General features: G+C 61.6%; 16 protein-coding genes and 1 other RNA gene. 11 read left to right on the top strand and 6 right to left on the bottom strand.

Annotated elements, in window-relative coordinates:
- Positions 1-50: 50 nt before the first annotated feature.
- The 3 genes from ASD31_RS23320 to tkt all read right to left on the bottom strand — a co-directional run bounded on the left by ASD31_RS23320 (position 51) and on the right by tkt (position 4,530).
- Positions 51-1,250 (bottom strand): phosphoglycerate kinase, encoded by a 1,200-nt coding sequence (locus ASD31_RS23320; protein ID WP_056339742.1) that lies wholly within the window; start codon positions 1,248-1,250, stop codon positions 51-53.
- A gap of 210 nt (positions 1,251-1,460) precedes the next feature.
- Entirely contained in the window at positions 1,461-2,471 is a 1,011-nt protein-coding gene (gap, locus tag ASD31_RS23315) for a type I glyceraldehyde-3-phosphate dehydrogenase (RefSeq protein WP_056339738.1), read from the bottom strand.
- Positions 2,472-2,547: 76 nt separating this feature from the next.
- Positions 2,548-4,530 carry a transketolase gene (gene tkt / locus ASD31_RS23310; protein WP_056339735.1) on the bottom strand — a complete coding sequence of 661 codons (1,983 nt, stop codon included), beginning with the start codon at positions 4,528-4,530 and terminating at the stop codon, positions 2,548-2,550.
- Positions 4,531-4,883: 353 nt separating this feature from the next.
- On the opposite strand from tkt, the gene ASD31_RS23305 reads away from it, so the two are divergent.
- The 3 genes from ASD31_RS23305 to ssrS all read left to right on the top strand — a co-directional run bounded on the left by ASD31_RS23305 (position 4,884) and on the right by ssrS (position 5,781).
- Entirely contained in the window at positions 4,884-5,156 is a 273-nt protein-coding gene (locus ASD31_RS23305) for a DUF4164 domain-containing protein (protein WP_056339733.1), read from the top strand.
- A 30-nt stretch (positions 5,157-5,186) separates the two neighbouring features.
- Positions 5,187-5,564, top strand: coding sequence for a cell division protein ZapA (locus ASD31_RS23300; protein WP_056339730.1), 378 nt, complete (start codon positions 5,187-5,189; stop codon positions 5,562-5,564).
- A 59-nt stretch (positions 5,565-5,623) separates the two neighbouring features.
- Positions 5,624-5,781: non-coding RNA, 6S RNA (gene ssrS / locus ASD31_RS25640), on the top strand.
- A 20-nt stretch (positions 5,782-5,801) separates the two neighbouring features.
- On the opposite strand, the gene ASD31_RS23295 is transcribed toward ssrS, so the two are convergent.
- Positions 5,802-6,680: a LysR family transcriptional regulator gene (locus tag ASD31_RS23295; RefSeq protein ID WP_056340674.1), complete on the bottom strand. Its 879-nt coding sequence runs from the start codon at positions 6,678-6,680 to the stop codon at positions 5,802-5,804.
- A gap of 24 nt (positions 6,681-6,704) precedes the next feature.
- On the opposite strand from ASD31_RS23295, the gene ASD31_RS26140 reads away from it, so the two are divergent.
- Positions 6,705-7,004 (top strand): hypothetical protein, encoded by a 300-nt coding sequence (locus ASD31_RS26140; RefSeq protein ID WP_156392786.1) that lies wholly within the window; start codon positions 6,705-6,707, stop codon positions 7,002-7,004.
- On the opposite strand, the gene ASD31_RS23290 is transcribed toward ASD31_RS26140, so the two are convergent.
- Positions 6,999-7,211 (bottom strand): LuxR C-terminal-related transcriptional regulator, encoded by a 213-nt coding sequence (locus tag ASD31_RS23290; RefSeq protein WP_056339727.1) that lies wholly within the window; start codon positions 7,209-7,211, stop codon positions 6,999-7,001. The two genes, ASD31_RS26140 and ASD31_RS23290, sit on opposite strands and share 6 nt — an antisense overlap.
- A 390-nt stretch (positions 7,212-7,601) precedes the next feature.
- Here ASD31_RS23290 and ASD31_RS23285 point away from each other — a divergent pair, with 390 nt between their 5' ends.
- From ASD31_RS23285 to ASD31_RS23275, 3 genes are all read left to right on the top strand, one after another.
- On the top strand, positions 7,602-8,213 hold the full coding sequence (locus tag ASD31_RS23285; RefSeq protein WP_056339724.1) for a 5-formyltetrahydrofolate cyclo-ligase: 612 nt from the start codon (positions 7,602-7,604) through the stop codon (positions 8,211-8,213).
- Entirely contained in the window at positions 8,191-9,015 is an 825-nt protein-coding gene (locus ASD31_RS23280) for a TIGR00282 family metallophosphoesterase (RefSeq protein ID WP_056339721.1), read from the top strand. Before ASD31_RS23285 ends, ASD31_RS23280 begins: the two co-directional genes overlap by 23 nt.
- A 152-nt stretch (positions 9,016-9,167) precedes the next feature.
- Positions 9,168-9,914: a YebC/PmpR family DNA-binding transcriptional regulator gene (locus ASD31_RS23275; protein WP_056339718.1), complete on the top strand. Its 747-nt coding sequence runs from the start codon at positions 9,168-9,170 to the stop codon at positions 9,912-9,914.
- A 48-nt stretch (positions 9,915-9,962) separates the two neighbouring features.
- Here ASD31_RS23275 and ASD31_RS23270 read toward each other — a convergent pair whose 3' ends face one another.
- Positions 9,963-10,964, bottom strand: coding sequence for an LLM class flavin-dependent oxidoreductase (locus tag ASD31_RS23270; protein ID WP_056339715.1), 1,002 nt, complete (start codon positions 10,962-10,964; stop codon positions 9,963-9,965).
- Between the two features lie 168 nt (positions 10,965-11,132).
- Between ASD31_RS23270 and ruvC the strand changes: the two genes are divergently transcribed.
- The 4 genes from ruvC to ruvA are packed head-to-tail and all read left to right on the top strand — an operon-like array spanning position 11,133 to position 12,993.
- On the top strand, positions 11,133-11,645 hold the full coding sequence (ruvC, locus tag ASD31_RS23265) for a crossover junction endodeoxyribonuclease RuvC (protein WP_056339712.1): 513 nt from the start codon (positions 11,133-11,135) through the stop codon (positions 11,643-11,645).
- A gap of 55 nt (positions 11,646-11,700) precedes the next feature.
- Positions 11,701-11,949, top strand: a complete 249-nt coding sequence (locus ASD31_RS23260; protein ID WP_056339710.1) for an AbrB/MazE/SpoVT family DNA-binding domain-containing protein — start codon at positions 11,701-11,703, stop codon at positions 11,947-11,949.
- Complete coding sequence (locus ASD31_RS23255) at positions 11,949-12,362, top strand: type II toxin-antitoxin system VapC family toxin (protein WP_056339706.1); 414 nt, start codon at positions 11,949-11,951, stop codon at positions 12,360-12,362. Before ASD31_RS23260 ends, ASD31_RS23255 begins: the two co-directional genes overlap by 1 nt.
- 13 nt (positions 12,363-12,375) lie before the next feature.
- Positions 12,376-12,993: a Holliday junction branch migration protein RuvA gene (gene ruvA / locus ASD31_RS23250; protein ID WP_056339704.1), complete on the top strand. Its 618-nt coding sequence runs from the start codon at positions 12,376-12,378 to the stop codon at positions 12,991-12,993.
- Positions 12,994-13,000 lie beyond the last annotated feature (7 nt).

Below are 13,000 nucleotides of genomic sequence, written 5' to 3'. Positions count from 1 at the left end.
ACAATCGGCCGCCTCCGGCTTGCCGCCGATGGCGTGCGCTATACTGAATGCTATTTCTGCTGATGCAGGATATCGACGCCCGGCAGCGGCTTGCCTTCCATCCATTCGAGGAAGGCGCCGCCGGCGGTGGAGACATAGGTGAGATCGTCGGCGACCTCGGCGTGGTTCATTGCCGAAACCGTATCGCCGCCGCCGGCGACGGAAACGAGCGCGCCGCTTTTCGTGCGGGCGGCCGCATGCCTGGCGACAGCCACTGTCGCCTTGTCGAAGGGGGCGATCTCGAAGGCACCGAGCGGGCCGTTCCAGACCAGTGTTTCGGCTCGGCTCACCCAATCATTGACGGCAGCGACGGATTTCGGGCCGACATCGAGCACCATGGCATCGGCCGGAATGGCTTCGATATCCACGACCTCGTTTGCCGCGCCGGCCTTGAACTCGCGGGCGACGACGCCATCCACAGGAAGCACGATGGCGCAGCCGGCGGTTGCCGCCTCGATCATGATCTGCTTGGCGGTCTCGGCAAGATCATGCTCGCAGAGCGACTTGCCGACATTGGTGCCGCGTGCAGCGAGGAAGGTATTGGCCATGCCGCCGCCGATGACCAGCGCATCGACCTTCTTTACCAGATTCATCAAAAGGTCGATCTTGGTCGAAACCTTGGCGCCGCCGACGATTGCGACGACCGGACGCTTCGGATTGCCCAGACCCTTCTCCAGGGCTTCCAGTTCGGCCTGCATGGTGCGGCCGGCATAGGCGGGGAGCAGCCGGGCAAGCCCTTCGGTGGAGGCATGGGCGCGGTGCGCGGCGGAGAAGGCATCATTGACATAGAGATCGCCATTGGCGGCGAGCGCCCTGGCGAAATCGGCATCGTTCTTTTCCTCGCCCTTGTGGAAGCGGGTGTTTTCCAGGAGCAGCACGTCGCCGTCGCTCATGCCGGCAATGGCTGCTTGAGCCTTCTCGCCGATGCAATCGGCGGCGAAATGGACGCGCTGGTCGAGAATATCCTCCACGGCAGTCGCGATCGGCGCGAGCGACATGTCGGCGACCGGCTCACCCTTGGGGCGGCCGAAATGAGCAAGCAGGATTACCTTGGCGCCCTTCTCGGAAAGTTCGCGGATCGTCGGGACGACGCGCTCGATCCGCGTGGCATCGGTCACTTCGCCATCCTTGACCGGGACATTGAGATCGACGCGCACGAGCACGCGGCTGCCGGCGATATTGGTGAGGTCGTCGAGTGTCTTGAAGGTCATGGGTCGTCTCCGGATCGCGTCAGCGCTCGGAATATGAGGCGGACTTACCCCCCTCTGTCCCTCCGGGACATCTCCCCCTCAAGGGGGGAGATTACCTAAGCCCTGAATGCTTCATGTAAGATTGGCAAATCTGTTGCGGCAAATCTCCCCCCTTGAGGGGGAGATGTCACGTTAGTGACAGAGGGGGGGTACCCTCCGCAAACTCAATCGTCAGATCAGCTTTGCCATGGCAACGGCCGTGTCGGCCATGCGGTTGGAGAAGCCCCATTCGTTGTCGTACCAGGAGAGGATGCGAACGAACCTGCCTTCCATGACCTTGGTCTGGTCATTGGCGAAGATCGACGAATGGCTGTCATGGTTGAAGTCGCGCGAGACCAGCGGCTCGTCGGTATTGCCGAGGATACCCTTCAGGGCGCCATCGGAGGCTGCCTTGATGGCCTGATTGATTTCGGCAACCGTCGTGTCGCGCTTGGCGACGAACTTGAAGTCGACGACCGAAACATTGGGGGTCGGCACGCGGATCGAGGTGCCGTCGAGCTTGCCCTTGAGGTGCGGCAGGACGAGGCCGACGGCCTTTGCGGCACCGGTCGAGGTCGGGATCATCGACAGCGCGGCAGCGCGGGCCCGGTACAGGTCCTTGTGCATCGTGTCGAGCGTCGGCTGGTCGCCGGTATAGGAGTGGATCGTCGTCATGAAGCCGTGATCGATGCCGACGGCATCGTCGAGCGTCTTGACGACCGGAACCAGGCAGTTGGTCGTGCAGGAGGCGTTGGAGATGACCAGGTGGTCCTTGGTCAGCTGGTCGTGGTTGACGCCGAAGACGACCGTCAGGTCGGCCCCTTCGGCCGGAGCCGAGATGATGACGCGCTTGGCGCCGGCGGCCAGATGGGCTGCGGCCTTGTCGCGAGCGGTGAAGATGCCGGTGCACTCCATGGCGATATCGACGCCGAGTTCGCCATGCGGAAGGGTCGCCGGATCCTTGATCGCCGTCACCTTGATCGGCTTGCCGCCGCCAACGATGATCGTGTCGCCCTCGACCTTCACCTCTGCCGGAAAGCGGCCATGAATTGAATCGTAGCGCAGCAGATGGGCGTTGGTTTCCACCGGGCCGAGATCGTTGATGGCAACGACTTCGATATCCGTGCGGCCGGATTCGACGATGGCGCGAAGGATGTTGCGGCCGATGCGGCCGAAGCCGTTGATGGCAACCTTTACAGTCATTTCGGGTCTCTCCCTGTCAAAATTCGTGGATGGAGGCGAAAGCGCGCGCCCTGACAGCGCGCGCTCAGCAAGAAAATCAGGCGAGCTTCTTTTCGGCGGCTGCGACGATGGCGTCGGAGGTGATGCCGAAATGCTTGAACAGGTCCTTGGCCGGACCGGAGGCGCCGAACGAGTGCATGCCGACGAAATCGCCATCGTTGCCGATGAAATAGTCCCAGCCCTGGCGAACGGCCGCTTCCGCGGCGATCTTCACCGGCGCATCGCCGATGATCCGGCGGCGATAATCGTCCGGCTGCTCGGCAAAAAGCTCGAAGCAGGGTACGGAAACGACGCGGGCGGCGATGCCCTTGCCCTTCAGGTCGGCGGCGGCCTTGACCGCAAGCTCCACTTCCGAGCCGGATGCGAAGATCGAAACCTTGGCATTGTCGGCGGCGATGAGTTCATAGGCGCCGCGGGCGCAGAGATTTTCCTGCGCATAGGTCAGGCGCGACGGTGCGAGATTCTGGCGGGTGAGCGCCAGGCCGGAGGGGCGCTGACGCTCCTTCAGCGCCAGTTGCCAGCATTCGGCGGTTTCCATCGCGTCGGCCGGGCGGAACATCAGCAGGTTCGGAATGGCGCGGAGCGCCGCCATATGCTCAACCGGCTCATGCGTCGGGCCGTCTTCGCCGACGCCGATCGAATCATGGGTGAGGACATGGATGACGCGGATGCCCATGAGGGCGGCGAGGCGAATGGAGGGGCGGCAATAATCCGAGAAGATCATGAACCCGCCGGAATAGGGGATGAGGCCGCCGTGCAGCGCGATGCCGTTCATGGCGGCGGCCATGCCGTGCTCGCGGATACCCCAATGCATGTAGCGGCCGGAGAAATCGTCAGGCGTGATCGATTTCATCTGGCTGGTCTTGGTATTGTTGGACGGTGTCAGGTCGGCGGAGCCGCCCAGCGTTTCCGGCAGGGTGCCGTTGATGACCTCGAGCGCATCCTCGGAGGCCTTGCGAGTGGCGACCGTCGGCGGGGCTTCCACCAGCTTCTTCTTGAATGCGTCGATGGCAGCATCGATATTGGCGGGCAGCTCGCCGGCGAAACGGCGGGTGAACTCGGATTTACTGGTGGTTTCGGTGGCAGCCAGGCGGCCTTCCCAGGCCTTGCGTTCGCCGATCGACCGGGTGCCGGCTTCGCGCCAGGCATCGAGAACGTCGGCGGGAACAACGAAGGCTTCGGCATCCCAGTGGAGGGCCTTGCGGGTGGCGGCGATTTCCTCGGCGCCAAGCGGCGAGCCGTGAACCTTGTGGGTTCCGGCCTTGTTGGGGGCGCCGAAGCCGATGGTGGTCTTGCAGGCGATGAAGGTCGGACGGTCTGAGGATTGCGCAGCCTCGATGGCGGCGGAGATTTCCTCGGGATTATGGCCATCGACCCTGATCGTATTCCAGTGCACCGCCTTGAAGCGGGCGATCTGGTCGGTCGAGTCCGACAGCGAGACGGCGCCGTCGATGGTAATGTTGTTGTCGTCCCAGAACAGGATGAGCTTGTTGAGCTTCAGATGGCCGGCAAGCGCGATGGCTTCGTGGCTGATGCCTTCCATCAGGCAGCCGTCGCCGCAGAGCACATAGGTATAATGGTTCTGCAGGTCGGCGCCGAATTCCTCGGCGAGCTTGCGCTCGGCGATCGCCATGCCGACGCCATTGGCAATGCCCTGGCCAAGCGGCCCGGTGGTGGTCTCGATGCCGGAGGCATGGCCATATTCCGGATGTCCGGCGGTCTTGGAGCCAAGCTGGCGGAACTGCTTGATGTCCTCCATGGTCATGTCTTCATAGCCCGTCAGGTAGAGCAGCGAATAGATGAGCATGGAGCCATGGCCGGCCGACAGCACGAACCGGTCCCGGTCTGCCCAGAGAGGATTCTTGGGATCGAACTTCAGGTAACGGGAAAACAGGACCGTCGCGACGTCGGCGGCACCCATGGGCAGGCCCGGATGGCCGGAATTGGCCTTTTCCACGGCATCCATGGAGAGGAAACGGATCGCATTTGCCATCCGGTCGTGTTTTTCGCGAGAGATCATTGACTGTTCCGCTTGAGTTCGGTGGACAGGGTACGGTCTCTATCCTCAAAGACCGTAGGGGAAGCGGGTGACACATAGCACCTGCTCCGATGGAGTCAATAAATACGGCCTTTCCAAGGGCGCTGGCGGGCTTTTTTACGCGGGGTTTCGGCGATCCTGCGTCAAAATGCCAGCAGATCATACTAATCGATTTAAAAACGCACGATCCACAGCTTCTGCAAGCCGTTCCGGCGGTTGGCGTTGTGAAGGCCTGCCGATTGGGTCTAAGAATAGGGCCAGCTTGAAATACAAAGGCCAGGCAACGATTCGAGCGCAAGCGCGGGATCGGGCCGGTGCGTATCGGGAAAGCATTGATGGCGGCAGGAAACACAGTCAAGGCGGCGATCGAGGAATTGCGCAACGCAGTCGGCCAGCTCGAGAATGCCATTGACGGACGTTTCGACCTGGAGCGCGACCACGGCGAGATCGAGGGCGAGGTTCGCCGCATCAACACCGACCGGTCGCGGCTGGCGCAGGAACTCGACCAGTCGCAGTTCCGGGCAAACCGTCTTGAGGAAGTCAACCGTGAAGTCTCGCGCCGTTTGGTGACGGCCATGGAAACGATAAGGGCAGTGCTGGACCGTTGAGGCGGTCCGCCTGCGGCTGAGGTGACGGGAATGGCGCAAGTAACGGTGATGATCGACGGCAAGGCCTATCGCATGGCCTGCGAGGAGGGGCAGGAGGATCATCTCACCGAGCTTGCCAATCGTTTCGATCAATATGTCAGCCACCTGAAGGGCCAGTTCGGCGAGATCGGCGATCTGCGGCTGACCGTGATGGCCGGCATCATGGTGATGGACGAGCTCAGCGAAGTGAACCGCAAGCTGAAAAGCCTGCAGACCGAGGCCGACAATCTCAGGCAAGGGCGCGATGCCAGCCTGTCGGACAATGCCAAGGCCGAGGAAGCCCTGGCACTTGCCCTTTCGGAGGTCACCTCGCAGATACAGGGTATCGCGATAAAGCTCTCCGGCAAGGACAATCCGGCACCCAACTGAATTTTCATAAATCGACGGTCGGCACTGGCGCCAGGTATCGAGGCGCACTATAATCAGAGTGCGGTCTGCGCTTCCCGACAGGAACCACAATCCCTGGGGCCATACTCGATCCAACGGGAGCTGTCCCTGACCAGGCTCGTGGGCCTGGACATATGGCGCCCACCTACGTTTGTAGGCACCCAGGATCGTAAACCTCCATCGGTCGTGTGGATCGCACTTTTTCTCTTTTTGCGCCGGTCAGCCCGATCCCGCCTGCGGAGCGCGAAAGGCTTCGCGGATAGCATCCGACATGCTGTCGATGATCCGGTTCGGGCCCTTGCTTCTTGTCCTCAGGATCACGTTGGAAAAATCGATGACGTCATATCCGTCCGCCGCCGTCAGTTCACGGCATCCGGCGGGAATGCTGCTGCGGCTGAGGGGGGCGACCGCAAGGCCCGATGTCACGGCCGCGATCAGGCCGCTGCTGGTGCGGCTGACATAGGCGGTGCGGCTTTCGATCCTGCGTTTCTTCAGGCTCTTGAGCGCCAGGTCATCACACCATCCACCCTTGAGATAGGTATAGGCGGCAATCGGCAGCGGCCGGCGCTCATGCGTGTCATGCTGCTCGGACGTTACCCACACGGTCGGATCCACCATCAGCACCTCGTTCCGCGTATGGCCGCCACGCTCGAAAACCACGGCGATATCGATTTCGCCGGCGTCGAGGGCGGCGAGATTGGCCATGGAAACGCCCTGGTGCACGGTGACCTCGACGCCGGGATGCGCGGCCGCGAAAACGCCGAGCGCCCTGGGCAGCGTCGAATTGATATATTCCTCGGAGATTCCAATCCTGACCGAACCGTCGAGTGCAGGGAGCCGGATCGAGGCCGCCGTATCATCGAGAAGCGCAATGACGCGGCGCGCATTGTCGAGAAGGCGGCTACCTTGATGGGTTATCGTGACGCCGCGCGATCCGCGCTCGAACAGCGTTTCGCCGAGAATGTCCTCTAGCTTCCTGATCTGCATGCTGACGGCCGATTGCGTTCGCCCGACCGTTTCCGCCGCCCTCGTCACATTGCCGCTTTCCGCCACGGCAACAAAGGTGCGCAAAAGATCGCTTTCGAGCGGAGGCAGCATCACGGTCTTCCATAAAATTTTCTGATGATAGCCATGCTCGCAATTCGTTGGCCAGATGTCAACGCAGAGCCGATACTTGGCGTGATCAAGGGAGGCTTCGGCATGGCGAAACCGGTACAACGTTCGTTGCCTTCAACTGTCCTGCATGTTGCATGTTGGATTTTCCGCCTGCGCAGCGAGCGTAGGGCGCGTCGGGCGCTGGCCGCCATGCGTCTGCGCCATGACCGGCACCTGCTTGACGATGTCGGGCTTGAGGGGGCGGAAACCGGCGGTGGCGCGCAATCGACGTTTGGCGGCGAGCGGCATCGCTTCTGGATGTTATGAAATCAGATCCATGCGGGCGGCACGGAAGATCGCCTCCGCGACATTGCCGGCCTGGAGCTTGCGCATGGCGGTGTTGAAGGCCTCGTCGATACGCTCATGGGAAATGTCGGTTTCGCGGGTGATGTCTTCCCGGCTGCGGCCGCGCGCCGCCAGCGACAGGCAGCGCAATTCCAATGGATCGAGTTCCTGCAACATCTTGTCCTTCATGGACCGTCGGCCTCCGTGTCTGGCTGGAACAACTCCCCACATCGCCGCAGGCGGGCACCGAGCCGTCTCTCCTCATTTCATTGCATGTGTCTTTTGCACGGCGAAAACAGGGTGTGAAAGCGGAACTCCCCTGCAGCCTGAACGGAATCCTAACCCTGTGCCATTCCGGGAATACTGCGGTTTTAATTGGAAAATACCGGTCAAAACTGCTGGAAAGGCGGCCGGCCCGGTCTCCCGGCCGCTGCGTGATATATGAAAGTGCGCGTGGTCTCGCGGATTGCCTTTCGCATTTCAGGTCGTTGTTTTACGCATGACCTCGTCGCAAAACCGCTGCACATTTTTGCGCGGCATGCTTTAGAACCGGATGATGACAGGCGGGAGCGTTTGGTGATGACACCCAGGGAACTGAAGGCGGTATTGCGCAAGGAACGCCTCGCTTTGCGTGATTCGATGTTGCCGCAGGCCCGTCTCGAAGCGAGCCTTGCCATGCTCGACCATGCCGGCGACACGATTGCGTTTGAGCCCGGCGAGGTGATCTCGGGCTTCTCTCCCATTCGCTCGGAGGCCGATATCCGGCCGCTGATGGCACGGCTGCGCGAGCGCGGCGCCCGGATCTGCGTGCCGGCGGTCATCGACAGGCAAACCATCCTCTTTCGCGAGATCGTGCCGTGCGCTCCGCTTGTCGAGACCGGTTTCGGCACTTTCGGACCGGACGAAGACGCCGCCGTGCTCGATCCGGACATCATGTTGCTGCCGCTTTCCGCCTTCGACGATACCGGCCATCGGATCGGTTATGGCGGCGGATATTACGACCGGGCCATCGAGCGGTTGCGCCGGAAAGGCCATGCGCCCAGGCTGATCGGGATTGCTTTCGACTGCCAGGAAGTGGCATCAGTGCCGGCGGAGCCGCATGACGTGGCGCTGGATGCCATGCTGACGGAAAGCGGGCTTCGGACATTCGGGCTAGGAACGAGCAGATATGAGACTTTTGTTTCTCGGTGACATGGTGGGCAAGACGGGCCGGACGGCGGTCTGGGATCGGTTGCCAGGCCTGATCAGCGACCTGAAACTGGATTTCGTCATCGTCAACGGCGAGAATGCGGCCGGCGGCTTCGGTATCACCGAAGATATTTTTCTCGAGACTATCAATGCCGGCGCCGATGTCGTCACCACAGGCAATCATGTCTGGGACCAGAAGGAAGCCGTCAGCTTCTGCCAGCGGCATGACCAGTTCCTGCGACCCGCCAATTATCCGGCCGGCACGCCCGGGCGCGGCTCGAACCTCTATTTCGCCCGCAACGGCGCCCGCGTCCTCGTCGCCAATGTGATGGGCCGCGTCTTCATGCACCCGGAACTGGACGATCCCTTCAAGGCGGCCGAGAGCATCCTTTCTGCCTGTCCGCTGAAGGAGCAGGCGGACGCCATCGTCTTCGACTTCCACGCGGAGGCGACCAGCGAAAAACAATGTTTTGGCCATTTCGTCGATGGCCGTGCCAGCTTCGTCGTCGGCACGCACACCCATGTTCCCACAGCCGATCACCAGATCCTCAATGGTGGCACCGCCTATCTGTCGGATGCCGGCATGTGCGGCGATTATGATTCTTCGCTCGGCATGGAAAAGGAGGAGCCGCTCAACCGCTTCATCTCCAAGATGCCGAAGGGCCGTTTCGAGGCGGCTTCCGGACCGGCGACGATCTGCGGCGTCGGCGTGGAGATTTCCGATCGCACCGGACTTGCCGAAAACATCGCGCCGCTGCGGATCGGGCCAAGGCTCTCGGAAACCATACCGGCCTTCTGGGATTGAGGCGGGCCGGCAATGATGCCGGACCGGACTTCAGGTGCCGCAACATGCGCGTTAGCACCGACTGAAAAACTGCCGGGCCTGCTGGACGCAAAGCGTCAATGAAACTATAAGGCAGCCAATTCCAAACATGACAAGCATGCGAAGAGGGCGCCATGGCCGGCCATTCACAGTTCAAGAATATCATGCACCGCAAGGGTCGTCAGGACGCCGTGCGGTCGAAAATGTTTTCCAAGCTGGCGCGTGAAATCACCGTCGCGGTCAAGGGCGGCCTGCCGGACCCATCGATGAATGCACGCCTGCGCCTGGCGATCCAGAATGCCAAGGCACAGTCCATGCCCAAGGACAATATCGAGCGCGCCATCAAGAAGGGCTCGGGCGCCGACGGCGAGAATTACGAGGAAGTCCGCTACGAAGGCTACGGCCCGGGCGGCGTCGCCGTCATCGTCGAGGCTCTGACCGACAACCGTAACCGCACCGCCTCCAATGTCCGCTCGACCTTCACCAAGGCCGGCGGGGCGCTTGGCGAAACCGGCTCTGTCTCCTTCTCCTTCGACCGGGTCGGCGAGATCGGCTACAAGCCGACGGTTGGCGATGCCGACAAGGTGATGGACGCGGCGATCGAGGCCGGCGCCGAAGATGTGACCAGCGACGAGGACGGCCATTACATCATCTGCGGTTTCGAGGATATCGGCGAGGTTTCCAAGGCGCTCGAAACCACGCTCGGCGAAGCCGACACGGTCAAGGCCATCTGGAAGCCGCAGAATACCGTGCCCGTCGACGAGGAGCGCGCCCAGTCGCTGATGAAGCTGATCGACACGCTGGAAGACGATGACGACGTGCAGAACGTCTATACCAATTTCGAGGTTTCCGACGAAGTCATGGCCAAGCTTTCGGCCTGAGCAAGTCCTGTTCGATCGAAAAAGCCCGGATCGCTCCGGGCTTTTTCGTTATGCGGCCCTGGCCAGTTCCTGTTGCGCGTCGGCAAACAACCGCACGGATTTCAGCCGCGCCTCCACGTCGAAGACCGGCATGGAAATGATCAGCTCGTCGGCCTGGGTCTGGCCAAGGAATTGGTCGAGCTTCCTCCTGATCGTCTCGGGTCCGCCGACGACCGCATAGGTCATGGCGTGATCGACGAAGATCTTTTCGGTTTCGCTCCACAGGCCATCCATGGAGGCAACCGGCGGCGGGAACTGGCCGCGCGCATTGCGCCGCAGCGCCACGAAGGATTGCTGCATCGAGGTGAACAGGTGCTGTGCCTGCGCATCGCCTTCGGCGGCCACCCCCATGATGCCGACCATGGCATGGGGCCGGTCGAGATAGCGCGATGGTTCGAAGCGCTCGCGATAGATCTCCAGCGCCGAGAAAAGCATGTCGGGCGCGAAATGCGAGGCAAAGGCGAAAGGCAGGCCGAGCATGCCGGCCAGATGGGCGCTGTAATGGCTCGATCCGAGCAGCCAGATCGGCACATTGCTGTCGCCACCGGGCACGGCGATCAGGTCCTGGTCCTCTGCGACAGGGCCGAGCAGCGCCTGCAATTCGACCACATCGTCGGGAAAGCGGTTGGCGCTCGCCTCCATATTGCGGCGAAGGGCGGCGGCCGTGCGCATATCGGTTCCGGGCGCCCGGCCGAGAGCGAGATCGATGCGGCCGGGATAGAGCGCCGCCAGCGTGCCGAACTGCTCGGCGATCACCAGGGGCGAATGATTGGGCAGCATGATGCCGCCCGAGCCGACGCGGATGGTTTTTGTGCCGGCCGCGACATGGGAAATCACGATCGAAGTGGCGGCACTGGCAATGCCCTTCATGCCGTGATGCTCTGCAAGCCAGAAGCGCTTGTAACCGCTGTCTTCGGCCTCCTGGGCCAGCCGGCGGGAATTTTGCAGCGCCTCGCCGACGGTGGAGCCCTGCGTGATGGGGGAGAGGTCGAGAATGGAAAAGGGGACCATGGGGAAGGCCTTCGGTCAGCGTTTCTTTGCGACTATGTAAGACCGAATTTCGCAAATCCAAGATGGATGCGTATCTGTGAGGTCAGAGTGCCTTCCCAAATGTTTCGGATGTTTTTGTTTTGTTCACATTTTGCTGGCAGCGTCCCGGGATCGGGAATAGGGTTTCGCATGCAAAACACGATTCGCATCATCGGCATCGATCCGGGCCTGCGCCGTACTGGCTGGGGCGTTATCGACACACTGGGAAATTCACTGCGGTTCGTCGCGTCCGGCACCGTGACGTCGGATGGCGACATGGATCTCGCCTCGAGGCTTTGCCAATTGCATGACGGATTGGCCGAGGTCATTCATATCCACACGCCTGATGAGGCCGCTGTTGAGCAGACCTTCGTCAACAAGGATGCGGTGGCAACGCTGAAGCTGGGGCAGGCGCGCGGCATCGCGATGCTGGTGCCGGCGCGCGCTGGCCTGCCGGTGGCGGAATATGCGCCGAATGCGGTGAAAAAGGCGGTCATCGGCGTCGGCCATGGTGAGAAGCAGCAGATTCACATGATGCTGAAAATCCTGATGCCGAAGGCTGAATTCAAGGGCAATGACGCCGCCGATGCGCTGGCGATCGCCATTTGCCACGCCCATAACCGGGGCGCTGCAAGAATGCGGATGGCCGCGCTTATGGGTTGATCTGTTCTTGACTTGTTCCGATTGGCGTTGTAAGTAATACCCAAGAGGTATTACTATGCGTGTTACGGAAAAAGGCCAGGTGACCATCCCGAAAAATGTCCGCTCGAACCTGGGTATCGAACCGGGCTCGGAGGTGGAATTTCTTCTTAAGGGGCGTGAAGCGGTGCTGCGTCGCGTCGAGCCTGCTCAGGCACTTGTGGAACGTTCGGTTCAGGAGTTCACGGATCATCTGAACCGCCATAAGGGATCGATGAATCTCGGCGGCATGGGCGGCGACGAATTTTATCGACTGTTGAGGGACTGATGGCGACACTGGTCGACACCAATGTGCTGATCGATGTCTTCCATCTGGGCAGCCCGTTTGAGGGCTGGTCGGTGTCGCGTCTGGCCGATGCCAAGCGTGAGGGCGCTCTCGTTATCAATCCGTTGATCTATGCAGAAATGGCGGCTGGCTTCGTACTCTCGTCGACGCTCGACGCGGTGCTTTCCCCGTCCGCTTTCCAACGGGAAGACCTACCCTGGGAGGCGGCGCATGCAGCCGGGCAAGCATTCCTGAGATACAGAAAAACGGGCGGAGACAAACGATCCCCCCTGCCGGACTTTTATATCGGTGCCCATGCAGCGGTCCGGGGATACCGTATTTTGACCCGGGATCCCGTCCGATACAGACAGTATTTCCCTTCCGTCGAACTGATCACGCCGGAAACCCATCCATGAAGGACTGCGCACGATGATCGGCAAGCTCAAGGGAACGATCGACGAAATTGGCGACGATCACGTGGTCGTCGACGTGCACGGGGTCGGCTATGTCGCCCATTGTTCTGCGCGCACTCTGTCGAGGCTCGGTTCGCCGGGCGAGGCGGCGGTGCTGTTCATCGAGACCTATGTGCGCGAAGATCAGTTGCGGCTGTTCGGTTTCCTGTCCGCGCTGGAGCGGGAATGGTTTCGGCTGCTGCAAAGCGTGCAGGGCGTCGGCTCGAAGGTGGCGCTGGCTGTCCTGTCGGTGCTGACCCCCGGGGAACTGGCCAATGCCATTGCGCTGCAGGACAAGACGGCGGTATCGCGGGCGCCGGGCGTCGGCCCCAAGGTTGCGGTGCGGATCGTCACCGAATTGAAGAACAAGGCACCGGCCTTTGCCGGCGAGGCGGGTGCCAATATCGGCCTCAAGCAGGAGCTTGGCGAAGGCGTCGCCTCCGCTCCGGTCTCCGATGCGGTGTCGGCGCTCAGCAATCTCGGCTATTCGCGCGACCAGGCGGCAAATGCCGTGGCGGCGGCGCTGAAGAATGGCGGCGAGGGCCTGGATAGTGCCAAGCTCATCCGGCTGGGGCTGAAAGAACTGGCGCGATAGTTTGTTG

It is taken from the genome of Rhizobium sp. Root482 (genome assembly GCF_001426565.1).
Taxonomy (GTDB): Bacteria; Pseudomonadota; Alphaproteobacteria; order Rhizobiales; family Rhizobiaceae; genus Pararhizobium.
Note: the sequence above shows the minus strand (reverse complement) of the source record. Positions and strands in the feature narration are given on the sequence as shown.

Excerpts from the sequence above, each read along its gene's own strand:
- ASD31_RS23320 (WP_056339742.1), bottom strand. The coding sequence starts at position 1,250 with ATGACCTTCAAGACACTCGACGACCTCACCAATATCGCCGGCAGCCGC.
- gap (WP_056339738.1), bottom strand. The coding sequence starts at position 2,471 with ATGACTGTAAAGGTTGCCATCAACGGCTTCGGCCGCATCGGCCGCAAC.
- tkt (WP_056339735.1), bottom strand. The coding sequence starts at position 4,530 with ATGATCTCTCGCGAAAAACACGACCGGATGGCAAATGCGATCCGTTTC.
- ASD31_RS23305 (WP_056339733.1), top strand. The coding sequence starts at position 4,884 with ATGGCGGCAGGAAACACAGTCAAGGCGGCGATCGAGGAATTGCGCAAC.
- ASD31_RS23300 (WP_056339730.1), top strand. The coding sequence starts at position 5,187 with ATGGCGCAAGTAACGGTGATGATCGACGGCAAGGCCTATCGCATGGCC.
- ASD31_RS23295 (WP_056340674.1), bottom strand. The coding sequence starts at position 6,680 with ATGCTGCCTCCGCTCGAAAGCGATCTTTTGCGCACCTTTGTTGCCGTG.
- ASD31_RS26140 (WP_156392786.1), top strand. The coding sequence starts at position 6,705 with ATGATAGCCATGCTCGCAATTCGTTGGCCAGATGTCAACGCAGAGCCG.
- ASD31_RS23290 (WP_056339727.1), bottom strand. The coding sequence starts at position 7,211 with ATGAAGGACAAGATGTTGCAGGAACTCGATCCATTGGAATTGCGCTGC.
- ASD31_RS23285 (WP_056339724.1), top strand. The coding sequence starts at position 7,602 with ATGACACCCAGGGAACTGAAGGCGGTATTGCGCAAGGAACGCCTCGCT.
- ASD31_RS23280 (WP_056339721.1), top strand. The coding sequence starts at position 8,191 with ATGAGACTTTTGTTTCTCGGTGACATGGTGGGCAAGACGGGCCGGACG.
- ASD31_RS23275 (WP_056339718.1), top strand. The coding sequence starts at position 9,168 with ATGGCCGGCCATTCACAGTTCAAGAATATCATGCACCGCAAGGGTCGT.
- ASD31_RS23270 (WP_056339715.1), bottom strand. The coding sequence starts at position 10,964 with ATGGTCCCCTTTTCCATTCTCGACCTCTCCCCCATCACGCAGGGCTCC.
- ruvC (WP_056339712.1), top strand. The coding sequence starts at position 11,133 with ATGCAAAACACGATTCGCATCATCGGCATCGATCCGGGCCTGCGCCGT.
- ASD31_RS23260 (WP_056339710.1), top strand. The coding sequence starts at position 11,701 with ATGCGTGTTACGGAAAAAGGCCAGGTGACCATCCCGAAAAATGTCCGC.
- ASD31_RS23255 (WP_056339706.1), top strand. The coding sequence starts at position 11,949 with ATGGCGACACTGGTCGACACCAATGTGCTGATCGATGTCTTCCATCTG.
- ruvA (WP_056339704.1), top strand. The coding sequence starts at position 12,376 with ATGATCGGCAAGCTCAAGGGAACGATCGACGAAATTGGCGACGATCAC.